23 protein-coding genes are annotated in these 23,984 nt (G+C 71.5%); 14 read left to right on the forward strand and 9 right to left on the reverse strand.

The genetic code is table 11. From position 1 onward, the window contains the following. Positions 1 to 8 precede the first annotated feature (8 nt). From AB0C19_RS22870 to AB0C19_RS22885, 4 genes are all read left to right on the forward strand, one after another. Complete coding sequence (locus AB0C19_RS22870; protein WP_357188411.1) at positions 9 to 638, forward strand: DedA family protein; 630 nt, start codon at positions 9 to 11, stop codon at positions 636 to 638. A 44-nt stretch (positions 639 to 682) separates the two neighbouring features. Continuing rightward, positions 683 to 1,051: a type II toxin-antitoxin system RelE/ParE family toxin gene (locus tag AB0C19_RS22875; RefSeq protein ID WP_357188412.1), complete on the forward strand. Its 369-nt coding sequence runs from the start codon at positions 683 to 685 to the stop codon at positions 1,049 to 1,051. Beyond that, a complete protein-coding gene (locus tag AB0C19_RS22880) occupies positions 1,048 to 1,380 on the forward strand; it encodes a helix-turn-helix transcriptional regulator (RefSeq protein ID WP_357188414.1) in 333 nt (110 codons plus the stop codon). Before AB0C19_RS22875 ends, AB0C19_RS22880 begins: the two co-directional genes overlap by 4 nt. A gap of 152 nt (positions 1,381 to 1,532) precedes the next feature. Further along, a complete protein-coding gene (locus tag AB0C19_RS22885) occupies positions 1,533 to 2,153 on the forward strand; it encodes a DUF998 domain-containing protein (RefSeq protein ID WP_357188416.1) in 621 nt (206 codons plus the stop codon). On the opposite strand, the gene AB0C19_RS22890 is transcribed toward AB0C19_RS22885, so the two are convergent. Then, positions 2,131 to 3,534 carry an NAD(P)H-quinone dehydrogenase gene (locus AB0C19_RS22890; protein ID WP_091394456.1) on the reverse strand — a complete coding sequence of 468 codons (1,404 nt, stop codon included), beginning with the start codon at positions 3,532 to 3,534 and terminating at the stop codon, positions 2,131 to 2,133. The genes AB0C19_RS22885 and AB0C19_RS22890 overlap by 23 nt on opposite strands. A gap of 106 nt (positions 3,535 to 3,640) precedes the next feature. Here AB0C19_RS22890 and AB0C19_RS22895 point away from each other — a divergent pair, with 106 nt between their 5' ends. Continuing rightward, positions 3,641 to 4,096, forward strand: coding sequence for a gamma-glutamylcyclotransferase (locus AB0C19_RS22895; protein WP_357188419.1), 456 nt, complete (start codon positions 3,641 to 3,643; stop codon positions 4,094 to 4,096). Between the two features lie 75 nt (positions 4,097 to 4,171). On the opposite strand, the gene AB0C19_RS22900 is transcribed toward AB0C19_RS22895, so the two are convergent. The 4 genes from AB0C19_RS22900 to AB0C19_RS22915 form a co-directional block, all read right to left on the reverse strand. Beyond that, positions 4,172 to 5,131: a GNAT family N-acetyltransferase gene (locus AB0C19_RS22900; RefSeq protein ID WP_357188421.1), complete on the reverse strand. Its 960-nt coding sequence runs from the start codon at positions 5,129 to 5,131 to the stop codon at positions 4,172 to 4,174. Between the two features lie 62 nt (positions 5,132 to 5,193). Further along, on the reverse strand, positions 5,194 to 5,928 hold the full coding sequence (locus tag AB0C19_RS22905; protein ID WP_357188423.1) for a hypothetical protein: 735 nt from the start codon (positions 5,926 to 5,928) through the stop codon (positions 5,194 to 5,196). A gap of 104 nt (positions 5,929 to 6,032) precedes the next feature. Next, positions 6,033 to 7,025 (reverse strand): hypothetical protein, encoded by a 993-nt coding sequence (locus AB0C19_RS22910; protein ID WP_357188425.1) that lies wholly within the window; start codon positions 7,023 to 7,025, stop codon positions 6,033 to 6,035. A gap of 4 nt (positions 7,026 to 7,029) precedes the next feature. After that, the gene (locus AB0C19_RS22915; protein WP_357188427.1) at positions 7,030 to 7,662 is read right to left on the reverse strand and encodes an MBL fold metallo-hydrolase; all 633 of its coding nucleotides are present in this window, start codon (positions 7,660 to 7,662) and stop codon (positions 7,030 to 7,032) included. 93 nt (positions 7,663 to 7,755) lie between these two features. Here AB0C19_RS22915 and AB0C19_RS22920 point away from each other — a divergent pair, with 93 nt between their 5' ends. Next, positions 7,756 to 8,718, forward strand: a complete 963-nt coding sequence (locus AB0C19_RS22920; RefSeq protein ID WP_357188429.1) for a DUF4349 domain-containing protein — start codon at positions 7,756 to 7,758, stop codon at positions 8,716 to 8,718. Here AB0C19_RS22920 and AB0C19_RS22925 read toward each other — a convergent pair. Both AB0C19_RS22925 and AB0C19_RS22930 read right to left on the reverse strand, forming a co-directional pair. Then, positions 8,675 to 9,934, reverse strand: coding sequence for an amidohydrolase (locus AB0C19_RS22925; RefSeq protein ID WP_357188431.1), 1,260 nt, complete (start codon positions 9,932 to 9,934; stop codon positions 8,675 to 8,677). The two genes, AB0C19_RS22920 and AB0C19_RS22925, sit on opposite strands and share 44 nt — an antisense overlap. Positions 9,935 to 10,391: 457 nt before the next feature. Next, positions 10,392 to 11,975, reverse strand: a complete 1,584-nt coding sequence (locus AB0C19_RS22930; RefSeq protein ID WP_357188434.1) for a methylmalonyl-CoA mutase family protein — start codon at positions 11,973 to 11,975, stop codon at positions 10,392 to 10,394. A 206-nt stretch (positions 11,976 to 12,181) separates the two neighbouring features. Between AB0C19_RS22930 and AB0C19_RS22935 the strand changes: the two genes are divergently transcribed. Both AB0C19_RS22935 and AB0C19_RS22940 read left to right on the forward strand, forming a co-directional pair. Then, entirely contained in the window at positions 12,182 to 14,248 is a 2,067-nt protein-coding gene (locus tag AB0C19_RS22935) for a protein kinase (protein WP_357188436.1), read from the forward strand. Positions 14,249 to 14,297: 49 nt separating this feature from the next. After that, positions 14,298 to 15,965, forward strand: coding sequence for a phospho-sugar mutase (locus AB0C19_RS22940; RefSeq protein ID WP_357188438.1), 1,668 nt, complete (start codon positions 14,298 to 14,300; stop codon positions 15,963 to 15,965). 13 nt (positions 15,966 to 15,978) lie between these two features. Here the strand turns inward: AB0C19_RS22940 and AB0C19_RS22945 are convergent, their stop codons facing one another. Together AB0C19_RS22945 and upp are read right to left on the reverse strand one after the other, a co-directional pair. Continuing rightward, positions 15,979 to 16,656 carry a GPP34 family phosphoprotein gene (locus AB0C19_RS22945; RefSeq protein ID WP_238684464.1) on the reverse strand — a complete coding sequence of 226 codons (678 nt, stop codon included), beginning with the start codon at positions 16,654 to 16,656 and terminating at the stop codon, positions 15,979 to 15,981. Positions 16,657 to 16,728: 72 nt separating this feature from the next. Further along, a complete protein-coding gene (upp, locus tag AB0C19_RS22950) occupies positions 16,729 to 17,361 on the reverse strand; it encodes a uracil phosphoribosyltransferase (RefSeq protein WP_210784459.1) in 633 nt (210 codons plus the stop codon). Between the two features lie 133 nt (positions 17,362 to 17,494). Here upp and deoC point away from each other — a divergent pair, with 133 nt between their 5' ends. The 6 genes from deoC to AB0C19_RS22980 all read left to right on the forward strand — a co-directional run bounded on the left by deoC (position 17,495) and on the right by AB0C19_RS22980 (position 23,982). Next, positions 17,495 to 18,454, forward strand: a complete 960-nt coding sequence (gene deoC, locus AB0C19_RS22955; protein WP_357188441.1) for a deoxyribose-phosphate aldolase — start codon at positions 17,495 to 17,497, stop codon at positions 18,452 to 18,454. Between the two features lie 6 nt (positions 18,455 to 18,460). After that, positions 18,461 to 19,891 carry an aldehyde dehydrogenase family protein gene (locus AB0C19_RS22960; RefSeq protein ID WP_357188443.1) on the forward strand — a complete coding sequence of 477 codons (1,431 nt, stop codon included), beginning with the start codon at positions 18,461 to 18,463 and terminating at the stop codon, positions 19,889 to 19,891. Continuing rightward, on the forward strand, positions 19,884 to 20,708 hold the full coding sequence (locus AB0C19_RS22965) for an aldehyde dehydrogenase family protein (protein ID WP_357188445.1): 825 nt from the start codon (positions 19,884 to 19,886) through the stop codon (positions 20,706 to 20,708). The genes AB0C19_RS22960 and AB0C19_RS22965 overlap by 8 nt, the downstream gene beginning before the upstream one ends. 307 nt (positions 20,709 to 21,015) lie before the next feature. After that, positions 21,016 to 21,489, forward strand: a complete 474-nt coding sequence (locus tag AB0C19_RS22970) for a BlaI/MecI/CopY family transcriptional regulator (RefSeq protein ID WP_357188447.1) — start codon at positions 21,016 to 21,018, stop codon at positions 21,487 to 21,489. Positions 21,490 to 21,499: 10 nt separating this feature from the next. Further along, entirely contained in the window at positions 21,500 to 22,405 is a 906-nt protein-coding gene (locus AB0C19_RS22975; RefSeq protein ID WP_350862213.1) for a M56 family metallopeptidase, read from the forward strand. Positions 22,406 to 22,728: 323 nt separating this feature from the next. Next, complete coding sequence (locus AB0C19_RS22980; protein ID WP_357188450.1) at positions 22,729 to 23,982, forward strand: cytochrome ubiquinol oxidase subunit I; 1,254 nt, start codon at positions 22,729 to 22,731, stop codon at positions 23,980 to 23,982. Positions 23,983 to 23,984 lie beyond the last annotated feature (2 nt).

Here is a 23,984-nt window from a genome sequence, read left to right on the forward strand (position 1 = left end):
TGGCAGGCGTGCCCGAACTTCTGACTGACGTCGCATCGCCGACGTGGGCGTACCTGGTGCTGCTCGCGCTGCTGATCGCGGACGCCTTCGTGCCGGTGATCCCCACCCAGGTCGTCATGATCACCAGTGGTGCGCTCACCGTCTACGGCGGGCTCAGCCTGCCGGTCACCATCGCCGTCGGAGCGCTCGGCGTATTCGTCGGCGACCTGGCCTGCTACCTGCTGGGGCGCAGCGCACCGGACCGGCGGCCACCCCGGCACGCCGAGCTGAGCCGCGCCCGCCGGGTGGCCAGCCGGGTCACCCAGGGGCTGCGACAACCCGGGCCGCTGGTCATCCTGCTCTGCCGGTTCGTGCCCGGCGGCCGGATGGCGGCCTGCTTCTCGGCCGGGCGCAGCCGCTACCCGTACCGCCTGTTCGTGCTCTACGAGGCCGTCGCCGCGCTCGGCTGGGCCACCTACGGCGCGCTGGTCGGACACCTGGGCGGCACCGCGCTGACCGAGTCGGCCTGGCGGCTGGCCATCATCGCCACCGCCGCGGCAGCCGGCTTCGCCGCGGCCGGATGGGCGATGACAGTGGTCAGCGCCCGCCACGCCCGCGCCACCGCCGCGGTCGCAGCGGTCGAGGTCCCCGTCGACTGAGTGTCGTTACATCTGCGGGTATAAGCTCCACTTATATTGGCAGCATGTGGGACGTCAAACTTCATCCTCAGGTCGAGGAGTGGTTCCTCAACCTCTGCAAGACGGATCCCGCCAGCGCCGACCTCATCAGCGAGGCCATCGACCTCCTCGCCGAACACGGGCCGGCGCTCGGGCGTCCCCTGGTTGACCGTCTCAAGGGCAGCATCTTCCACCACATGAAGGAGTTGCGGCCTGGGTCGACCGGCTCCACCGAGATCCGGATGATCTTCGCTTTTGATCCAGTTCGAGAAGCTGTTTTTCTGGTTGCTGGCGACAAGTCGGGCCAGTGGCAGACTTGGCACAAGACGGCGGTCCCGTTGGCGGACGACCGGTTTCAGGAGCACCTCTCCAGGCTGAGGGAAACACAGAGATGACCGATGGAGCTGACTGGCAGGACGTCAAGGCGAAGGCCCGCGCGCTCGACCCTTCCTGGGCAGATCCGGACCGGGTCTCCCGACGCGCTCAGCACCGTGAGCAGATGCTGGCAGCGGTCAGTGGGGCGCAGCTGGCAGAGATCCGCAAGCACCTGGGTATGACTCAGGTACAACTGGCCGAGGCGGCGGGGCTGACGCAGGCGAGGATCAGCCAGATCGAGAACGGCGAGCACACCAGCCTGGGATCACTCCGCGCCTACGTCACCGGCCTGGGTGGTCATCTCGACGTCGTCGCCCGCATTGGGAACATCCAGCTGAACGTCGCCTGACCTGGCGAAGGTCTTCGCGACCATCGGACGTTCACGGATGCGCGGAAGCACGTGACGGCCGCATCCCGGAAGGCCTCTAGGGGTGGTCCCGGGGAACGATTTCGGTGGCTGTCCCGGATTCGGCTGGGGTGTCCGCGGCGACAGGCTGAGGCATGCCTGTTACCCGGAGTACCGGCCTGCTGGCCCTGGGCGGGATCGCCCTGGCTGCGCTGCTCACCGTGATCGGCCACCTCGAAGTCAACGACGACCTCAACCCGTGGGCGTTGACCATCAGCGACTTCGCGGTCTCCGACCGCGGCGGCGTCATCGACATCGCCATGGTGGTGCTCGCGCTCGCCACAGTGGCGTTGCTGTACGGACTGCGCCGCGCCAGCCCACCCCGACCGCGCTCCGGCCGTACCGCCGAGCTGCTGCTCGGCGCATGGGTGGGTGGGCTGCTGCTGGCCGCCTTGGTGCCGACGAACGAGCCGGGCACCGCCATGACCACCGCCGCCTACCTGCACCGGTACGCGTCGGTGATCGCCTTCCTGGCGTTGCCGGCGGCCGGTTGGCTGCTCGCCCGCCGACCTGACCTGACGCCAGCCGCCCGGACGCTACGCGCCCTGGTCCTGCTGAGCCTGGCCCTGGCAGCGGCGATGATCTGGTCCGCCTACCCCGGCGACCGGATGCTCATCGGCCTGGCCGAACGCCTCCTGATCCTCACCGAGGTGGCCGTCCTGGCCACCGTGGCGCTGCTCCAGGCCCGGCAGGTCACTCCAGCTCGTGCAGCATGAGCTGGCGGGCCGCCTCGGTGATCGAGCCGGACAGCGAGGGGTAGATGGTGATGGTCTGGGCCAGCTCGTTGACTGTGAGGTTGTTCTCCACCGCCATGGTGATGGGCAGGATCAGCTCGCTGGCCTTCGGAGCGACCACCACGCCGCCGATCACCTGACCGCTGGCGGGACGGCAGAACAACTTCACGAAACCGTCGGAGAGGTCGTCCATCTTGGCCCGGGCGTTGCCGGACAGCGGCAGCATCACCTGCCGGGCCGGCACCTTGCCCGCGTCGACCTCGTCCTGCGAGACGCCCACGGTGGCCAGCTCCGGGTCGGTGAAGACGTTCGCCGCGACGGTACGCAGCCGCAGCGGGCGGACCGCCTCGCCGAGCGCGTGCCACATCGCGATCCGGCCCTGCATGGCAGCGACGCTGGCCAGCAGCAGGACGCCAGTGCAGTCGCCGGCGGCGTAGATGCCTGGCACGTTGGTCCGGGAAGCCCTGTCGACAGTCAGGTAGCCGCCCCGGCCCAGCTCCACCCCGTACTCGGTGAGACCCAGGTTGGCGGTGTTCGGGATCGAACCGACGGTGATCAGCGCGTGTGAGCCGGTCACCTTGCGGCCGTCGGAGAGCTCCACCTCGACGCCGTCGGCGGTACGCCGGACCGCGTCGGCCCGCGAGTTGTTGAGGATCTCCATGCCCCGGTTGCGGAACACCCGCTCGATGGCGGAGGCGGCGTCGGCGTCCTCGTGCGGCATCACCCGGTCCCGGCTGGAGACCAGTGTCACCTCGACCCCCATCGCCAGGTACGCGCTGGCGAACTCCGCGCCGGTCACGCCGGACCCGACCACGATCAGGTGCTCGGGCAGCTCCGGCAGGTCGTACACCTGTCGCCAGGTCAGGATGCGCTCACCGTCCGGTACGGCGGTGGGCAGCTGGCGGGGCGTCGAGCCGGTGGCCACCAGCACGGTGGACGCGTCGATCGAGTACTCCTCGCCACCGTCGGCGGGGGTGACGACGACCCGGTGGGTGTGCCCGAGGGAGTCCTCGCCGAGCCGGGCGGTGCCGGCCACGAAGGTGACCCCCGCCTTCAGCAGCTTGGCGTGGATGTCGGCGGACTGCGCCAGGGCCAGCCGCTTGACCCGGCCGTGCACCGCCCGCGCGTCGACGGTGACCGCCTCCAGGCCGTCCGAGTGCACCCCGAACTCCTCGGTGTCGCGGTAGCCGGTGACCACCTGCGAGCTGGCGATGAACGTCTTCGACGGTACGCAGTCGGAGAGCACGCAGGCGCCGCCCGCACCGTCGGCCTCCACCACTGTGACATCGGCGTCGAGCTGGGCGGCGACCAGCGCCGCCTCGTACCCGGCCGGCCCCCCACCGATGATCACGATCCGGCTCACAGCGTTCGCCCTTCGTTGATGCTCACAGTGACTTTCTTCTCCCGAGCGCATTCGACACGCACTGTCGTATTCTCCCCCACCCGTCGGCCGGGCTATCGTCATCGCCGTGCGTCATCACGCCGCCTACGGCTCAAATCTCGACCCTGCCCGGATGCGCGCCTACTGTCCGCATTCGCCGATGGTGGGCACCGGCTGGCTGGAGGGCTGGCGGCTGACCTTCGCCGGGGCGGACGTGATCGGCTGGGAGGGTGCGGTGAGCACCCTTGTCGAGTCTCCCGGTGAGCGGGTCTTCGTGGCGCTCTATGACATCCACCCCTACGACGCGGGCCAGCTCGACGAGATCGAGGGGGTGACCGCCGGCACGTACCGCAAGCTGCACGTGCGGGTCTCCACCCTCGACGGCGACGTGACCGCGTGGATCTACGTCTTCAACGGGTACGAGGGTGGCCTGCCGACCTCGTGGTATCTGTCGGAGATCGCGAACGCCGCCGAGAAGGCGGGCGCCCCGGACGACTACGTCACCGAGCTGCGGGCCCGCCCCACCGGCACCGCCTCGGCGTAGCAGCGCGTATCGCACCCCTCCAGTCTGCTCCCGCTGTCGAGCGGAGCGCCGGTCGGGCCGGACCGGGGTCGTCAATCACACACCGGCCGCCGGAACGGAAAGCTCGTACATGTCGGCCCACAGGGTTTCCCGCAGGCCCACCGACTCGTACAGCGACAGCGGGGCGGTCGGGTTGGTGAGGTCGACGCCGAGGCCGGCGGACCGCCGCCCCTTCTCGGCGTAGCGGGCGAAGGCGCTGCGCAGCAGCGCCGCACCCACACCCCTGCGCCGGTACGCGGGCAGCACCGACAGACTCTTCACCCAGCCCTGCTGCTGGTCGACCGCCTGGTCCGAGGACCGCAACGCGCCGACCGGCACCCCGTCCACCTCGGCGACGAACCACTCGTCCCAGGCGGTCAGGTCACCGATCCGGGCCCGCCACCGCTCGTACGACAGCGGCTCGTGATCGGCGGTGTCGGCGAAGGCGGTATCGGTGATCCGGTGGAACTCCCGCAGGTCGGCCTCGTCGTCCGGGCGGACCTGCCGCACCGTCACTGCCGATGGACCGGCCGGCTCGTCGGGCAGGTCGTCCAGCGGCCCGCTCATCCGGACGTACCTCTTGACGAGGGTGAACCCGACCTCGCGCAGGGTTCGCGCCCAGTCGCGTTCCGGCGCGAAGACCGCGCAACGGACGGTGAGCGATGGCAGCCCCCGCTCGGCGGCGCGCTCGGCGACCCGGTCCAGTTGTCGAGTCAGCAGCGATGCCCGAACGGTCGCGGCGCGCACCGGGTCGACGTGGATCTCCACGAACTCCCGGCCGACGCCGGTGGGGTTGTCCACCGTCGCCCAGCCGACCACGTCGCCCTCCGGGTCGACCGCCAGCCAGGAGTCCCGGGCCGGGTCGAAGTGGGGGGCGGTCAGCGACGCTGCGACGTCCTCGGCGTCGAAGTCGGGATGGCCGATGGCGAAGGTGTCGGCGGCGTGCACCACAGCGAGGATCGCCGGCACGTCGTCGAGGGTGGGTCGGCGCGTCGTCCAACCAGCGGGAAGGGTCACGGCAGGACATCCTGGCAGCCGATCCGCTCCGACGCCGCCCATTTTTCCGGCCGGCGGGAGGCTCAGCCGAGGTCGACCCGGGTGCGGTGCAGCAACTCCACCAACTCCGCGCCGTCGGCGGGGCCGAGGGCCGTGAACGCCGGCGCGGCCAGCCGGTTGGTCACCGCCTCCGCCCAGAGTCGGCGGCGCACCAGCGGCCCGATCGGCGGGTACGGCGGCGGCCAGCCACAGGCCACCGCCCCGGCCTCACCCTCCGGCCCGGACAGCACTGCCTCCAGCGGGGTCATCCCGGCGGCCCGTACCGCCAGCAGGTAGGCGCCGGTGAAGTGTTCCCGGAGCAGCCGCAGCCCGGCGGCGCTGCGAGCCCCGGGCGAGAGATCCGGAAGCGGCATCGCCCGCCACGCGGCGAAGAGCGGCATCCCACTGGCCTCCGCCGCCACCACGGCCCGCTCGACGAGCGCCGACAGGCGCTCGGTGCCGGGCAGGGGGCCGAGCTGCTGCGCCCCCCACCGGCAGCATTCGGCGAGGCTCGCGGCGGCCACCTCGAACGGCGGAACGACCCGGGCGGCGGCGTCCCAACCGTCGGCGACCGCGTCCGGGGCGATGAACCCGAGGGCGGCGGCGGCGGTCTCGGCCCGCACACCGCCGAGCGCGCCGGCCCGGCCGCTGATGTAGAAGGCCCAGCCGGAGATGCCGAGCAGTCGGGCCCGGCGCAACGTGGTCGGGTCTCGACTGAAGGCGTCACCCAGGTCGAGCACGACGGGCTTACTGGCGGCCGCGACCTGCTCCGGAGTCACAGCGCCGCCCCGTTCGGGCAACCCGAACCGGCGACCACGACAACGCCCCGACCCGGGGCCACTCGCCGTGTACGGCCCGCACACTCGTCGTCGTCCATCGATGGTCAGTCTGCCGCGCCACCGCCCGCGTCCGCATTCCCCTCTTCGGCCGCCAGTGCCTCGACCGCCGCCTCGACCTCACCGGCACGCCGCCGGGCCACTGTGACCGCCCGCTCGGCGGCACGCCGGGCGAGCTTGGCCCGGCTGAGGTCCTGCTCGGCGACCGCGCGCCGCCGCTCCAGCTCGGCCAGCTCGGCCTCAAGGCGATCGAGTACTGCCGCACCGTCGCGCTCCTGCCCGGTCGCCTCGGTCAGCTCGGTCTCGGCCCGCTCCTGGTCGGCCTGGGCCTTCGTCAACTCCCGGTCCAGGGCGCGGCGCTGCCGGGCCAGCTCGGCTCGGGCCGCTCGCTGAGCGGCACGCTCGGCCTGCTCGGCACGCTCGGCCTGCTCGGCCGCCCGGTCCGGACGGGGGGCCGCCTCGGGACGGCCCCGTTGGGGGCCGGGCCGGCGGGCCGGACGCTCCTCCTCGCGCTCCTCGTCATCGTCGGTGACCAGCCGCAGTTGCGGCCGGGGCACCTCACCGAAGCCGGCGTAGCTGGCCGCCCGCAGCAGGCGGCCCGCCCGCACCTGCTCGGCGACCTCGACGTCGGAGAACGCCGCGTTCAGCGTCGCCTCCACCTCGGCCAGGGGCAGTCGGCTCGCCGGTGGCGCGTCCGGCTCGGCCGCGGCGAGCTTGCGAACCTCGGCGACCAGGGCGCCGACCACAGCCCGGCGCTGCGCGGACAGTTCCCGCAGTCGGGGCCCGCGCAACTCCCGCTGGGCGACTCGCAGGGCGTCGGCGAGCTGCACCAGATCGGCGACCAGCTCCGGGCGTCGGATGGCGAGCAGGTTCACCAACCAGGCGGCCACCGTCGGGCGACGCAGCCGGGCCAGTTGCCGGGCGGTGCTCGGGTCACCGGCCCGGCGGGCCTCGGCCACAGCGGCGTCCCGGGCGGCCACGAACCGGTCCGGTGGGGTGCGGTAGAGCTGCTGCACCAGCTCCGCGGAGAGGCCGGGCATCGGGTCAGACGTCCACCCGGCTACCGGGCTCCAGTCGCTGGTATTCGGTGCCGGACAGCGCTGTGTACTGCCTGTCGAGCACGCCCAGCCCATTGTCGTTGAGCAACGCGTCGTGCAGGGCGTACGCGCGCCGCGGTGCGACAGCGCGGATGAAGTCGACCACCTCGGAGAACTTCGACCAGGGCGCGTGGATCGGCGCGAAGAGCGTGTCGACGGGTGTCTCGTCGGGCACCACCAGGGAGTCTCCCGGGTGGTAGACCACGTCGTTGATCAGGTAACCGAGGTTGTCGATCACCGGGATGTCGGGGTGGATCACGGCGTGCCGCCCCCCGTAGGCGCGTACCGCGACCCCGGCGGCGGTGAACGACTCACCGACGCTGACCGGGCGCAGAACGTCGGCCACGTCGCCCAGGGTCTCGCCGAGCGAGGCGGGCCCGTGGATCGGGAACGGCTGTCGGTCGAGTTGGAGACGCACCGCTGCCAGATCGAGGTGGTCGGGGTGTTCGTGGGTGATCAGCACCGCGTCCGCACCGTCCAGCGCCGCCGCGGCGTCGCTGAACACTCCGGGGTCGACGACGAGCACTCCCCCGTCGTGTTCCACCCGAAGGCAGGAGTGGGCGTACTTGGTGAGCCGCATCGTGACTCCTCGATTATCGAATCGTGACGTCCTCAGCGCAGTCTGCCGGAACCAGCCGGTGTGCGCGTCGCGTCCGAGCTATCGCCACACCGGTTGACGACGATGGGAGCGGGGATGGACGGACAGGTGGGACGACGCCGCGGTGCGCTGCTGGCGGCCACGACACTGGCGGCGGCCCTGGCGCTGACGGGGTGCGGCGCTGGCGACAGCGGGGCGCAGGACAGCGCGGGCACGGCGGCCGAGGCGCCGGCGGCCAACGGCGGCGAGGCGGGCCGGGACGCCGCCGCTGGTGCGCCGGAGGGGGCCGGCGCTGGCGTTCCGGACCTACGGGTCGACCAGCGGGCGATCATCTACACCGGAAGGATGCGGGTGCAGGTGAACGATGTGGACTCGGCCGCCCGCGAGGCCACCGACGTCGCCACCCAGGCCGGCGGCTTCGTCGGCGGCGACCAGCGGCGCAGTGCCGACGCCGACGCGGTGGCGGAGTTGGAGCTGCGGGTGCCGGCGGCGAAGTTCACAGGCGTGGTGGAGGAGATCGCGAAGCTCGGTCGACAGCAGAGCCGGCAGATCGACACTCAGGACGTCACCGAGGAGACCGTCGACCTGGAGGCCCGGATCACCAGTCAGCGGGCCCGGGTGGAGAGCGCCCGCCGGTTGCTGTCCCGAGCCACCTCGATCACCGACCTGGTGTCGCTGGAGAACGAGTTGGGTCGACGGGAGGCCGACCTGGCCTCGCTGGAGGCCAAGAAGCGGCGCCTGGCCGACCTGACCGCCCTCTCCACGATCACCGTGTCGCTGGCCGGACCGGCGGCGAAGGACACCGAGGAGGAGGCCGAGACCGGCTTCCTGGTCGGGCTCAGGGGCGGCTGGAAGGCGTTCGTCGTCTCGATGACCGTCCTGCTCACGGTGCTGGGCGCGTTGCTGCCCTGGCTGGTGGCGCTCGGCGTACCACTGGTGGTGCTGCTGGTGGTGCTGCGCCGACGGCGCAAGTCCCCGGCCCCGGTCGGGCCGGTCAGCGCGCCGCCGCCAGTGCCCGCAACGCGGTCTGCACCATGACGCGGACGCCGACCGCGATGGACCGCTCGTCCACGTCGAAGCTCGCCCGGTGCAGGTCGACGTTGGGGCCGGAGCGACCCACGCCGAGCCGGGCGAGGGCGCCGGGGACGTACTCCAGGTACCAGGAGAAGTCCTCGCCGCCCATGCTCTGCGGTGTCTCGGCGATCCCGTCCGGGCCGAGGGCGGCGGCGGTGGCGGCGGTCAGCACCTGGATGGCGTGGGAGTCGTTGCACACCGGCGGCCGGCCGCGCAGGTATTCCAGGTCGACGGTGGCACCGGTCGGCGCGATCACGTCCCGCACCACCTGAGCGACGATCTTGGGAGCCTGCTCCCAGGTGTCGCGGTCCATCACCCGGAGGGTGCCGGAGGCGCTCGCCTCGGACGGGATGACGTTGTAGCGGGTGCCGGCCGAGGCGTGGCCGAAGACCAGCAGCAGGCCGCTGTTGGCCGGCACCCGGCGACTGACCAGGGCCGGCACCTCGGTGATCAGCCGACCGAGGGCGTCGACCATGTCGACGGTCAGGTGCGGGCGGGCGGTGTGCCCGCCCGGGCCGGAGAGTCGAACTGTCACGTTGTCGGCGGCCGCGGTGATCGGGCCGACCCGCAGGCCGACCTGGCCCACCGGCAGGTTCGGGTCGCAGTGCAGCGCGAAGATCTGCACCACGTCGTCCAGGCCGCCGGCCTCGATGACCTCCAGCGAACCGCAGGGCAGGATCTCCTCGGCCGGCTGGAAGATGAGCCGGACCCGACCGTCCAGCTCACCGAGGTCGGCGAGCTGGGCCAGCAGCATGCCGACGCCGAGCAGGACCGAGGTGTGCACGTCGTGCCCGCAGGCGTGGCAGACGCCCTCCACTGTCGACCGGTACGGGACGTCCTTGGGGTCGTCCAGCGGCAGGGCGTCGATGTCGGCGCGCAGCGCCACGACCGGGCCGTCCGGCCTGCCGTTGACGTCGCAGATCACGCCGTTGCCCTTGGGCAGCAGGCGCGGGTTCAACCCGGCCAGCGACAGCTCCCGGGCGATCAGCGCGGCCGTCTCGAACTCGTTGCCGGAGAGCTCCGGGTGCGAGTGGAGGTGACGGCGCGTAGCGATCAGCCCCGGTACCCGGAGGGCGAGCAGGTGGTCCAGCTCGCGGGGCAGGGGCTGGGATCCCGGCGGCGTCTCCGGCCAGGACGACGCCAGCGGGCCGCTTGTGGGCAGCGTCAACGCACTCGTCACGTCGAATTCTCGATCACTAGGAATGGACGGATCATCGGGGACAGCAGACAGCCTAGACCTCCGACGGTGACGCTGCGCAACCTCGTTACGGTAATGATCGGACCGCGCAGAGTCACGTATGCCCTGCTGGGGGCGCTCGTCAAGGCGGGGGACAGCAGGTAGATCACGGTCGAATGCCGTCATCAGCCCCTCACCTCCTACAACGCGTAACCGATCGCGGCGGTCACGAATCCCGGCGCCAGCCGGAACCCCGTTGCCAAATTGTCGCATTAGTCGGGGTGGTGAACTGACACTCCGACAATTAGCCGACCACGCACCGCAACGAGCCGGATAAGGACGCTCACACGCACCCACCCACCGTGGGCGCACACGGTGTGCGTCCCGGCTCAACCGACCGGATACCCGCTCAGAGCGCCGGACACACCGCGCCCCGGGGCCGCGGTCGCGGCCGGGCGCTTCAGAATCGGTCGGTGGGTCGGTACAACCCCCACACCTCACGCAACGTCCCGCAGACCTCACCCACTGTCGCCCGGGCCCGCAACGCCTCCTTCATCGGGTACAACACGTTCTCCGTTCCCTCGGCGGCGGCCCGAAGATCGGCGAGCGCCCGTGCCACCGCGTCGGCGTCCCGCTCGGCGCGCAGCCGGGCCAGCCGGTCGGCCTGGGCCGCCTCGATCGTCGGATCGACCCGCAGCGGCTCGTACGGCTCCTCCTCGTCCACGGTGAACCGGTTGAGCCCGACCACCACCCGTTCCCCCGAGTCGATCTCCTGGGCGATCCGGTACGCGGACTGCTCGATCTCCCGCTTCTGGAACCCAGCCTCGATCGCGTCCACCGCCGAGCCGTGGTCGGCCACCCGCTCCATCAACTCGACGGCGGCGGCCTCGATCTCGGCGGTCATCGCCTCCACCACGTACGACCCGGCGAACGGGTCGACGGTGGCGGTCAGGTCCGTCTCATAGGCCAGCACCTGCTGGGTACGCAGCGCGAGCCGGGCCGCCTTCTCGGTGGGCAGCGCGATCGCCTCGTCGAAGCTGTTGGTGTGCAGCGACTGGGTGCCACCGAGCACGGCGGCCAGACCCTGCACCGCCACCCGAACCAGGTTCACCTCCGGCTGCTGGGCGGTGAGCTGCACACCAGCGGTCTGGGTGTGGAACCGCAGCATCATCGACTTCGGATCCTTGGCGCCGAAGTCGTCCCGCATCAGCCGGGCCCAGATCCGCCGGGCGGCGCGGAACTTCGCCACCTCCTCGAGCAGCGTGGTGCGGGCCACGAAGAAGAACGACAGCCGGGGTGCGAAGTCGTCGACGGCGAGGCCGGCGGCCAGCGCCGCCCGTACGTACTCCACACCGTTGGCCAGCGTGAACGCGATCTCCTGCGCGGGCGTCGCGCCGGCCTCCGCCATGTGGTAGCCGGAGATCGAGATGGTGTTCCACTTCGGCACCTCGCTGCGGCAGTACGCGAACGTGTCGGCCACCAGGCGCAGCGACGGCTTCGGCGGGAAGATGTACGTCCCCCGGGCGATGTACTCCTTGAGGATGTCGTTCTGGATGGTGCCGTTGAGCGCCGTACCCGGCACCCCGTTCTCCTCGGCGACGAGTTGGTAGAGCAGCAGCAGCACCGAGCCGGGCGCGTTGATGGTCATCGACGTGGACACCTTGTCCAGTGGGATGTCGGCGAAGAGCAGCCGCATGTCCTCGATGGAGTCGATCGCGACACCCACCTTGCCGACCTCGCCGTGCGCGATCGACTCGTCCGAGTCGTAGCCCATCTGCGTCGGCAGGTCGAACGCGACCGAGAGGCCCATCGTGCCGGCCCGCAACAACTGGTGGTATCGCGCGTTGGACTCGGTGGCGGTGCCGAAGCCGGCGTACTGGCGCATGGTCCACGGGCGGGAGGTGTACATGGTGGGGTAGACACCCCGGCTGTACGGAAACTCGCCCGGGCTGCCGAGCCGGGAGTCCAGGTCCTCCGGAAGGTCGGCCTCCGTGTAGACGCCGTTGATCGGGAAACCGGACTCACTTGACCGCCGTTGGTTCATCCCCGGATGGTAGGACGCCTGGCCACGTCGTCGGGTGAGGGATACCGCACAGTGCGTCCCGACCGGTCGACACCAGGTGAACGACAGGGCACGTTCTGTCGACTTCGATAAACGTCCGCCGCGTCGGCTTTCGCATCGGGCGTCGGAACCAGCAAGATAGGGGGGTTGTGTCCCAGCCCCCCTCGATTTCCCCCGGTGGCTTTTCTGTGACTCAGATCCCGACGTGGAGCGGCGGACCAGTTAGTCCCGCCAACGGACGAGCGGCGCCCGGCACCACCATTGGTGGCCGGTACTCGCTGCGGTCCTCGGTGGGCAACGGCGGCATGGGCACGGTGTGGCGCGCCACAGACACCCTGCTGCGCCGCGACGTGGCGGTGAAGGAGGTCGTCCTGCCCCCGGGGCTGGCCCCCAGCGACCGCGACGCGATGTACGAACGCACCCTGCGCGAGGCCCGCGCCGCCGCCGCCATCCAGCACCCCGCCGTGGTGCAGGTGTACGACGTGGTCACCGAGGCCGGGCGGCCGTGGATCGTGATGGAGCTGCTGGACGCCCGCAGCCTCGCCGACATGGTGATCGAGGACGGGCCGGTCGCGCCCCGCGCCGTCGCCAAGATCGGCATCGCGCTGCTCGGCGCGTTGGAGGTCGCGCACGCGATCGGCGTGCTGCACCGCGACGTCAAACCCGCGAACGTGCTGATCTGCACCGACGGGCGCTGCGTGCTGACCGACTTCGGGGTCGCCCGGATGCCCACCGACGTGCAGCTCACCACCCCCGGCATGGTGCTCGGCTCGCCGCACTTCATCTCGCCCGAGCGGGCCATGGGCCAGGAGTTCGGCCCGCCCAGTGACCTCTTCTCGCTGGGTGTGACGCTCTACACCGCCGTCGAGGGGCGGCCCCCGTTCGACAAGGGCGACCCGATCGAGACCATGCACGCCGTGGTGGAGGACCCGCCCGCCCCACCGCAGCGCAGCGGCCCGCTGACCCGGGTGCTGATGGGTCTGCTCGAGAAGGACCCGGCGCGCCGACTCGACGTGCACACCTCCCGGGCCATGCTGCGCGAGCTGCTCGCCGGCCCGCTGGGCAGCACGGCGACGGCTGTGCACTCGGTCACCGACCCGTACGCAGTGGTGCCGGTGCAGCAGCGCCCCATCCCCGTCCTCCCGCCGGCCCAGCCGGAGCCGAAGCCGGACAGCCAGATCGGTGGCCCGGCGATGCTGGCCCCTGGTGAGTCCCTGACCGACCGGCTGGCCTCGCTACGCCGGGGCGAGCGCCCGCAGGCAGCTCGCCCGGCCGGCACCACCGGTGGGCTCGACGAGACCAGCGCCGACGCGTTGGCCGGTCCGCTGCACACGCCGACCGGCGCGATGCCGACTCCCGGCCGACCGGCAGCCGGGCGCACCTACGGCGGCAATGCGGACGCCACCCAGCGGGTGGACGCCGGCGGGCACCCCGATGCCACCCAACGGGTCAGCTACGGCACCCCGGCCGATGCCACCCAGCAGGTCGGGTACGGCGGCGCAGCACCGGAGGCCACCCAGCGTGTCGGCGGCACCTACGGCGGCGGCAACCAGTGGTCGGTGCCGGGCACCGGTCAGCCCTGGGCGACAACGCCCGCCGCGTCGGGCGGCAGCGCGCTGGACAAGGTCCGGGCCACCGGTGGTCAGCTCGTCACCACCGTCAAGGGCTGGCCGCGCAAGGTGCAGCTCGCCGCGGCCGGCGGGTTGGTCGTCGTGCTGCTGATCACCGCGGTGGCACTCTCCGGCGGCGACGACGCCCCGCCGAGCACCCCGGCCGCACAGCCCACCCCGTCCGCCCCGGCGGCCCCCACCGTCGAGATGCAGGAGCACACGGCCCGCGGGATCCAGGTCATGGTGCCGAAGGGCTGGAAGAAGGCCACCGGCGGCTCGTACACCGACTACATCGACCCGGCGGACAGCGGCCGCAAGGTCCGCATCATCACCGAAAAGTGGAGCAGCAGCTCCGTCCGGTGGGCCGAGACGGCCGAGAACGGCCTCAAGACCCGGAGCACCTCCTGCGTCAAGCCGTACAACCAGATCTCCTCCACCGAGACCGAACTGGCCAGCAAGCCGGCAGCCGAATTCGAGTACACGTGCGGCGCTGGTGACGCGATGCGGCACGGCGTCTGGCGGGGCGTCGCGGAGGACGGCAAGGCGTACTCGTTCTACCTCACCGCCACGGACGCCAAGTTCGCGGAGAGCAAGCCGATCTTCGACGAGATGGCACGGACGTTCCAGCTCACCGGGAACGGCTGAGCCGGAGGGAACCCACAGGGGTGATCCGCCGCCGTGCTATCAAAGGGGCATGGCGGCGGACAGCACTGACATCGACGACATTCGCGAGCAAGCCCGGCGCTGGCTGGCCGACGACCCCGACCCGGCCAGCCGGGACGAGCTGACGGCGGTGCTCGATGGCCTCCCGGCGAGCGCCCCGGAGCTGGCCGACCGGTTCGCCGGCCCATTGACCTTCGGCACGGCGGGCCTACGCGGCCCGCTGCGTGCCGGCCCGAACGGCATGAACCTCGCCGTGGTCACCCAGGCCGCTGCCGGCCTGGTCACCTGGCTCGCGGCCCAGGGCGGCACCGGCCCGCTGGTGATCGGGTACGACGCCCGGCACGGTTCCCGACAGTTCGCCGAGCGCACCGCCCAGGTGGCCACCGGCGCTGGCCGCCCGGCGCTGCTGCTGCCCAGCCCGCTGCCCACCCCGGTGCTGGCGTACGCCGTGCGGCACCTCGGCGGTGTCGCCGGAGTGATGGTCACGGCCAGCCACAACCCGCCGCAGGACAACGGCTACAAGGTCTACCTCGGCGCGGAGCTGGGCGGCGAGTTGGGCGCCGGCGCGCAGATCGTGCCCCCAGCCGACGCCGGTATCGAGGCGGCCATCCGATCGGTCGGGCCGCTGGCCCAGGTGCCGTTGGGCGAGCCCGGTCTGGTGCTCGGCGACGACCTGGTCGCCTCGTACGTCGAACGGGCCACCGCGGTGATCGACCCGGACGGGCCACGGGACCTGACTGTGGCGTACACCCCGCTGCACGGGGTGGGCGCGGCGGTGCTCACCGCCGCCTTCGCCCGCGCGGGCTTTCCGACCCCCGGGGTGGTGCCCGACCAGGCCGAGCCGGATCCGGCGTTCCCCACCGTGTCGTTCCCCAACCCGGAGGAGCCGGGTGCTGTGGACCGGCTGATCGCCCTGGCCGACTCCACCGGCGCGGACCTCGCCATCGCCAACGACCCGGACGCCGACCGTTGTGCGGTGGTCGTTAGGGACGACAGCGACGGCTGGCGGATGCTGCGCGGCGACGAGGTGGGCGTCCTGCTCGCCGATCACCTGATGCGCCGGGGGGTGACCGGGCTCTACGCCACCACTATCGTGTCGTCGTCACTGCTGCGGGCGATGTGCGCGGCCCGGGGGCTGTCCTACGACGAGACGCTGACCGGGTTCAAGTGGATCGTGCGGGCCGGCGGCGGAAGCGCGCCGCTGGTCTTCGGCTACGAGGAGGCGCTCGGCTACTGCGTCGCCCCGGAACACGTCCGGGACAAGGACGGCATCACCGCCGCGCTGACAGTGGCCGAGTTGGCCGCCGGCCTGAAGACGCAGGGTCGTACGCTGACCGACCGGCTGGACGAGCTGGCCGCCGAGTTCGGCGTGCACCACACCGACCAGCTCTCCGCCCGGGTGGACGACCTGCGGGTCATCGCCGACGCGATGGCCCGGATCCGGGCGGCCACCCCGGCCACACTGCTCGGGCAGCCGGTGGACAGCGTCCGGGACCTGCTGCCCGAGTCGGACGTGGTGATCCTGCGGACCGCTGCGGTCCGGGTGGTGATCCGCCCGTCCGGGACCGAGCCGAAGCTCAAGGCGTACCTCGAGGTGGTGGAACCGGTAGTGGACGGTGACGTCCGGACGGCCCGCAGCCGGGCGGCGGCGGCGGTCGCCGCCCTGCGCGGCGAGATCGCCGCAGCTCTGGGGCTCTGACCGGCGCGCTGGGTCAGCGGCGCGGGCCGAGGGCCTGGTCGACGGCCCTGGCCAGGGCGGCGACGACCAGGCCAACCGACGGGCGGACCACCGAGTCGTCGGTGCTCACCTCGCCGGAGAACCCGGCGCCGGTGGCGATCTCCGTCAGCCGGCGGCGGGCGTCGGCGGCGGCCTCGCCGCTCACCCCGAGCGCGGACTCCATCCGGAGCACCACTACCAGGGTGGCCAGCGCGGCGGTCCGCTCGTCCGGGGCTGCCGCGCCGGTCAACGCCTCGGCCAGCCGCTGGCGGGTCTCCGCCTCGACGGAGGTGTCCACGACCGGGTAACGGTGCACGTGGATGAAGCCCAGCTCGGTCTCGTCGACGTCCCGGACGACGCCCTGCCGGCACAGGTCGGCGAGGATCCGGTCGCGCAGGCCGTGCCGCAGACGCTGCACCCAGGACGCCGGGGTGTGCGGGGTGTCGGCGGCGATCCGGCTGAGGACATCGTCGCTGAACGGCTCGCCGGTCGGCGTCGGGTCGATAACCGTCAGGGACCCGTCGGCGTACGCGATCCGGCCGGCCAGAGCCAGCTCGACCAGCACCGCGGCGGCCATGCCGAGGTCGAGGCTGATCCGTGGCATGGTCGCCTTGCCGGTCGTGTCGTCGTAGGCGAGGAGCAGCAACTCCTCGGCGAGCGCAACACCAGTCATGGCCGGAGACGGTAGCGGGTCCGCGCACCGCGCGCACGGACCCGCCGGACCCGGCACCGACCGGGTATCCCCTCAGAAGCGGGGCATGCCACCGAACTGGCGGTCGCCGGCGTCGCCGAGGCCGGGGACGATGAACATGCTGTCGTTGAGCCCCTCGTCGATCGAGGCCGTGACCAGGCGCAACGGCAGACCGGAGCGTTCCAGCCGCTCGATGCCGACCGGCGCGGCGAGCACGCAGAGCACTGTGATGTCGGTGCAGCCCCGGTCGGCCAGCAGTCGACAGGAGTGCTCCAGCGAGCCACCGGTGGCCAGCATCGGGTCGAGCACCAGCACCGGCAGACCGGCCAGATCGCGGGGCAAGGACTCCATGTACGCGCGTGGCTCGTAGGTCTCCTCGTCGCGGGCCAGGCCCACGAAGCCCATCGACGACTCCGGCAGCAGGCCGAGCGCGGCGTCCGCCATGCCCAGGCCGGCGCGCAGCACCGGGACCAGCAGCGGCGGGTTGGCCAGCCGGGTGCCCTCGGTGCCGGTGACCGGCGTCTGCACCGGGTACCGCTCGACGGGGAAGGTGCGGGCCGCCTCGTACACCAGCATGGTGGTCAGTTCGTGCAGCGCCGCCCGGAACGTCGAGGAATCGGTGCGCGCGTCCCGCATGGCGGTCAGTCGAGACTGGGCCAGCGGGTGGTCAATGACGTGTACGTCCACGATCGCTCAACCTACCGGTCCGTACCGCGTGGCGGTGCGGGTGCGGTCGGACCAGGGACGCCGCTCACGTCGGCACGTCGTCGAGCAGTCGTGAGCAAGATCACTCGGCGGTCTCGTGCGTAGACTTCTCGGCATGACGGCGACAACGACGTCGGCCCGGTCGGAGCTCTCCGAGCTGGGACGATCCGAGACCGCTCTGCGGACCTTCCTGCACGGCCTGCCCGGCGTGGACCAGGTCGGCGCGGAGCAGCGGGCGGCACAGCTCGGCACCCGCTCCATCAAGACCACCGCCAAGGCACAGGCGATCGACCTGGCGATCCGGATGGTCGACCTGACCACCCTGGAAGGGGCGGACACCCCGGGCAAGGTGCGCGCGCTCGCCGCGAAGGCCATTCGTCCGGACCCGGCCGACCCGTCCTGCCCGCACGTCGGCGCGGTCTGCGTATACCCGGCCATGGTTCCTCACGTGGCCGAGGTGTTGCGCGGATCGGGCGTGCACCTGGCCAGCGTGGCGACCGCGTTCCCGTCGGGTCAGGCGCCGCTGGAGATCAAGCTGGCCGACACCCGGGCCGCCGTCGCGGCCGGCGCCGACGAGATCGACATGGTGATCAACCGGGGCGCGTTCCTGTCCGGGCGGTACAAGGAGGTCTACGACGAGATCGTGGCCACCAAGGAAGCCTCCGGGGATGCCCACCTCAAGGTCATCCTGGAGACCGGCGAGCTGGCCACCTACGACAACGTCCGGCGGGCCTCCTGGCTGGCCATGCTGGCCGGCGGCGACTTCATCAAGACCTCCACCGGCAAGGTCCCGATCGCGGCGACGATGCCGGTGAGCCTGGTGATGCTGGAAGCGGTCCGCGACTTCCGCGAGGCGACCGGGCGGCAGGTGGGCGTGAAGCCCGCCGGTGGCATCAAGACCACCAAGGACGCGATCAAGTACCTGGTGATGGTCAACGAGACCGTCGGCCCGGACTGGCTCGACCCGGACTGGTTCCGCTTCGGCGCGTCCAGCCTGCTCAACGACCTGCTGATGCAGCGCACCAAGCTGACGACCGGCACCTACTCCGGTCCCGACTACTTCACCCTGGACTGATAGCCGATGTTCGAATACGCCCCCGCCCCCGAGTCCCGTTCGGTGGTGGACCTCAAACCCTCGTACGGGCTGTTCATCGACGGCACGTTCGTCGACCCGACCGACGGTGACAGCTTCAAGTCGATCAATCCCGCCTCCGAGGAGGTGCTGGCCGAGGTCGCCGAGGCCGGCCCCCAGGACGTGGAACGCGCGGTGCGCGCCGCCCGGAAGGCGTACGACAAGGTCTGGGGCCCGATGTCGGGCCGGGACCGGGCGAAGTACCTGTACCGGATCGCCCGGCTCATCCAGGAGCGCTCCCGCGAGCTGGCCGTCCTGGAGTCGCTGGACAACGGCAAGCCGATCCGCGAGTCCCGCGACGTCGACCTGCCGCTGGTCGCCGCGCACTTCTTCTACTACGCGGGCTGGGCCGACAAGCTGGAGCACGCCGGGTTCGGCGCGAACCCGCGGCCCATCGGCGTGGCCGCGCAGGTCATCCCGTGGAACTTCCCGCTGCTCATGCTGGCCTGGAAGATCGCCCCGGCGCTCGCCGCGGGCAACACCGTCGTGCTGAAGCCGGCCGAGACCACCCCGCTGACCGCGCTGCTCTTCGCCGAGATCTGCCAGCAGGCCGAGCTGCCGGCCGGTGTGGTCAACATCCTCACCGGCGCCGGCGACACCGGCCGCGCGCTGGTCGAGCACCAGGGCGTGGACAAGGTCGCCTTCACCGGCTCCACCGACGTGGGCCGGGCCATCGCCCGGTCGGTCGCCGGCACCAGCAAGAAACTCACCTTGGAACTGGGCGGCAAGGCCGCCAACATCGTCTTCGACGACGCACCGATCGACCAGGCCGTCGAAGGCATCGTGAACGGCATCTTCTTCAACCAGGGGCACGTCTGCTGCGCCGGCTCCCGACTCCTGGTTCAGGAGAACGTGGCCGACCGGGTGCTGGAGTCGCTGAAGCGACGGATGGCTCAGCTGCGGGTCGGCGACCCGTTGGACAAGAACACCGACGTCGGCGCGATCAACTCGGCCGCCCAACTGGAGCGGATCCGCGAACTGTCCGACGCCGGTTCCGCCGAGGGCGCCGAGCGCTGGTCACCGCCGTGCGACCTGCCCGACCGGGGCTTCTGGTTCGCGCCGACCATCTTCACCGGCGTCACCCAGGCACACCGGATCGCCCGCGAGGAGATCTTCGGCCCGGTGCTGTCGGTGCTCACCTTCCGCACCCCGGCCGAGGCCGTGGAGAAGGCCAACAACACGCCGTACGGGCTGTCGGCCGGGATCTGGACCGACAAGGGTTCCCGGATCCTGTGGATGGCCGACCGGCTGCGCGCCGGCGTGGTCTGGGCCAACACCTTCAACAAGTTCGACCCCACCTCGCCGTTCGGTGGTTACAAGGAGTCGGGCTACGGTCGCGAGGGCGGCCGGCACGGGCTGGAGGGCTACCTCAATGTCTGAGCGGGTCGCGGTACGCAAGACGTACAAGCTCTTCATCGGCGGGAAGTTCCCGCGCAGCGAGTCGGGACGGTCGTATCTCGTGCAGTCCTCGAATGTGTCACTGGCCTCCCGCAAGGACGCCCGGGACGCGGTGGTCGCCGCCCGCGCCGCCGTCAAGGGCTGGGCAGGCGCGACAGCGTACAACCGGGGTCAGATCCTCTACCGGGCCGCCGAGATGCTGGAGGGCCGCCGCGAACAGTTCGTCGCCCTGGGCATTCCCGGCGACGAGGTGGACGCCGCTGTCGACCGCTGGGTCTGGTACGCCGGGTGGGCCGACAAGCTGGCCCAGGTGTACGGCGGCGCCAACCCGGTCGCCGGCCCGTACTTCAACATCTCCGCGCCCGAGCCGACCGGCGTGGTCGCTGTGGTCGCCCCGGAGCGTCCGGCGCTGCTCGGCCTGGTCAGCGTGATCGCTCCGGCGATCGTCACCGGCAACACAGTGGTGGTGGCGGCGTCCCCGAGCGAGCCGCTGGCGGCGGTGACGCTGGCCGAGGTGCTGGCCACCTCCGACCTGCCCGGCGGTGTGGTCAACATCCTCACCGGCGCGATCACCGAGACCGCGCCGACGCTGGCCGCGCACATGGACGTCAACGCGATCGACCTGACCGGGGTCACCGACACCGCGCTCGCCACCGATCTGGAGGTCAAGGCGGCGGAGAACCTCAAGCGGGTGCTCCGACCGGCCCCGGCCGACCACGACTGGACCGGTGACCCGGGGGTGGCTCCGATGACCGCGCTGTTGGAGACGAAGACGGTGTGGCACCCCAAGGGGGTGTGATCGCTCCCTGCCTTTGGGGTTTTCCGGGGGAGCCCCGCCCGCTCCGGGCGGTCAGGCTTGATCCCTGCGCGGGCGGGGCTCCCCCGGAAAACCTGACGTGGACCGGGTCCGTCGGTCGGGTCAGCTCACTGGTTCTGCCTCGGGGTGGGTCATCAAGATCTGCGCAACGTCAGGGTTGTTGCTGCCTCACGCGTGCCTGAGGCAGCAACAACCCTGTTCTTGTCCGGATCTTGCGCCAATCGGGGGTGGGTCCGGGTTGGGACGGCTGGGTGGGTGGGGGGTCTACTACCGGGGGTAGGATTGGTCCGTGACTCGGTTGGGCGATCTTGAGCGTGCGGTGATGGACGTGCTGTGGGACGTGGTTCCCGGCACGTCGGACGGGGTGACCGTGCGCGAGGTGGCCGACGCGCTCGATGGCCGTGAGCTGGCGTACACCACTGTGATGACAGTGCTGGACCGGCTCGCCGGCAAGGGCATGGTGCAACGGGAGCGAGAGGGTCGAGCCTGGCGGTACCGCCCAGCGGCCAGCCGCGAGGCGCACATCGCTCAACTCATGCTCGACGCCCTCGACCTGGGTGGCAGCCGGGACGCCGCGCTGGTGCGTTTCGCCCGCTCGGTGACCGGCACCGAGGCCGAGGTGCTGCGAGCGGCCCTGGGCAGCGAGGCCGGCCTGACCGGGCCTGGCTCCACCGGTGGCGACGCGGGCGCGGCCGATGCCCTGACCGACCGGGTGGACGGGCCGGCGGGCCGACGACCCGCCGGCGAGGCAGCGGAGCGGTAGGGCGCGCGCCATGGCCTACGCCGTGCACTTCGCCGCCACGATGCTGGCCTGCTATCTGACTGCCCAGGTGTTGGCCCGCTCCACCTGGACGTGGCGCAGCCCCCGGGTGGCGATCATCTGCTGGCAGGCCGTCGGGCTGGCGTTGGGCCTCTCGGCGATGGGCCTGCCGATGGCGCTCGGGTTGAGCGCGTACGACCGGCCGACCGGCAGCGCACTGCTCGCCCTGGCCAACGACCTCGCCCACGGCGCCCTGCCGATCGGGGTGGGCACGTTCCACCTGGCCGGCGTCGGCGTGGGCTTCGGCATCGGGGCGGTGCTGGTCACGACGACGGTGCGCAGCATCCATGGCACCGTACGCGCCCAGCGTCGCCACCGGGACCTGCTCTCCCTCGTCGCCCGGAACGACCCGGCCGCGCCGGGCGCGCTGGTGTTGGATCATCCGAGCGCCGCCGCGTACTGCCTGCCGGGCGTGAAGCCGCAGGTGGTGGTCAGCGCCGGCACCCTGAGCCTGTTGGACCGGGCCGAGCTGGCCGCGGTGCTCAGCCACGAGCGTGCGCACGCCCACGAGCGGCACGACCTGGTGCTGCTGCCGTTCACCGCCTTGTGCCGGGCGCTGCCGTGGTTCGGCTGGGTGCGCGACGCGCACGAGCGGGTCGCCCTGCTGGTCGAGATGCGCGCCGACGACAAGGCCCGTGAGCTGCACGCCGAGGCCCCGCTGGCAGGGGCTCTGCGCCGGTTCGCCGCCGCCGGGCACCGGATCACCCCGGCCGGCGCGCTCGGCATGGGCGACCGGGATCTCGACGTACGGGTGCAGCGCCTGCTGGTCAGCGACCGGCCGCCGCGGGTTCTCGGTGCCACCGCCCTCGCGGTTGCCACCACACTGGTCGCCCTCCCGGTCACCCTCTTCCTGAGCTGACGCGCCAACCCCGTTCCACGCCACTGACCGGGTGACGGCGTGTCGCCGGCCGGACAGGCAGGTGTTCGAGTCCCCCTTTGCTCTGCTTCAACCCACGCACCACCTTCGCGGCAGAACCGTTGCGTGGGTTGAAGCAGAGCAAAGGCGGCGAAGCGGCATAGGCCGCCCCCTCGCCCGGCGTTGCCTCGCCGCACCACCCAGCAAACGCAGCTACTACGCATCGTCGTAGTATTGTCTACTACAAGGCGTAGTAGAGTTTTTATGTAGGCTAGCTACGTGTAGGGTGGCTACGACAAGGGAGCCAACGCTATGGAGGGCTGGTCATGGACACCCTGCTCCTCGCCCGCCTGCAGTTCGCCACCACCACCTCGATCCACTTCCTGTTCGTGGTGGTCACGCTCGGACTGGTCACCCTGCTGGTCGGCATGCAGACCGCGTGGGCGCTCACCGGCAACCCGAAGTGGGAACGGCTGACCCGCTACTGGGGCCAGCTCTACGTGATCAACTACGTCCTCGGCATCGCCACCGGCATCGTGATGGAGTTCCAGTTCGGGCTGAACTGGAGTGGCCTGTCGCGCTACGTCGGCAACGTCTTCGGCGCGCCGCTGGCCATCGAGACGCTTGTGGCGTTCTTCCTGGAGTCCACGTTCCTCGGGATGTGGATCTTCGGCTGGCACCGGCTCGGCAAGCGCGTCCACCTCGCGCTGCTCTGGGGCGTGGCGATCACCGCGTACGCCTCGGCGTTCTGGATCATGGTGGCCAACTCCTGGCTCCAGAATCCGGTCGGCTACGAGGTCCGCGACGGGATCGCCCACCTCACCGACTTCGGCGCGCTGCTCACCAATCCCAGCCTCGGCATGGCCTTCGGGCACGTGGTCTCGGCGGCGCTGCTGGTCGGCGGGATGCTGATGGCGGCGGTCAGCGCCGGGCACCTGATCCGGCGTACCCCTGACTTCGCGCTCTTCCGCACCTCGCTGCGGATCGGCCTGGTCACCGCGGCACTGGCCATCACGATGGTGCAGGGCTTCGGTTTCGCCCAGTTCGGCCCGGTGGGCTCGGTGCAGCCGACCAAGTTCGGCGGCAACGGCCCGGAGGCCCAGGCGCTGATCGCCGACTGGACCACGCGGTTCGGCCCCGGCGACTACACCCCACCGGTGCTGGCCAGCGTCGGGTTGGGCTTCATGATCCTGATCGGCTTCACCCTCGGCTGCGTCTGGCTGCTGCTACCCCTGCTCTTCCGGGACTGGGTCATCCGACTGCGCTTCCCGCTCTGGCTGATCCTGCTCGGACTGCCGCTGCCGTTCATCGCGGTGATCCTCGGCTGGATCTCCCGGGAGGTCGGCCGTCAACCCTGGGTGGCGTACGGGCTGCTCCCCACCGAGCAGGCCGTCTCCCCGGTCAGCGCACCGCTGATGCTCACCTCGCTGATCGGGTTCAGCCTGCTGCTGGGCACCCTCGCCGTCACCAACTGGGTGCTGCTCGCCCGGCACGCCAGGCGTGGCGCGGCCGACCCGGCGCTCGGTCGGCCACCGGCGCCGCCCAGCGAGCCGGCCCACCCCGAACCCGCCCTCCTCTGAGG

This window comes from Micromonospora sp. NPDC048842, from assembly GCF_040649935.1.
Lineage (GTDB): Bacteria > Actinomycetota > Actinomycetes > Mycobacteriales > Micromonosporaceae > Micromonospora > Micromonospora hortensis.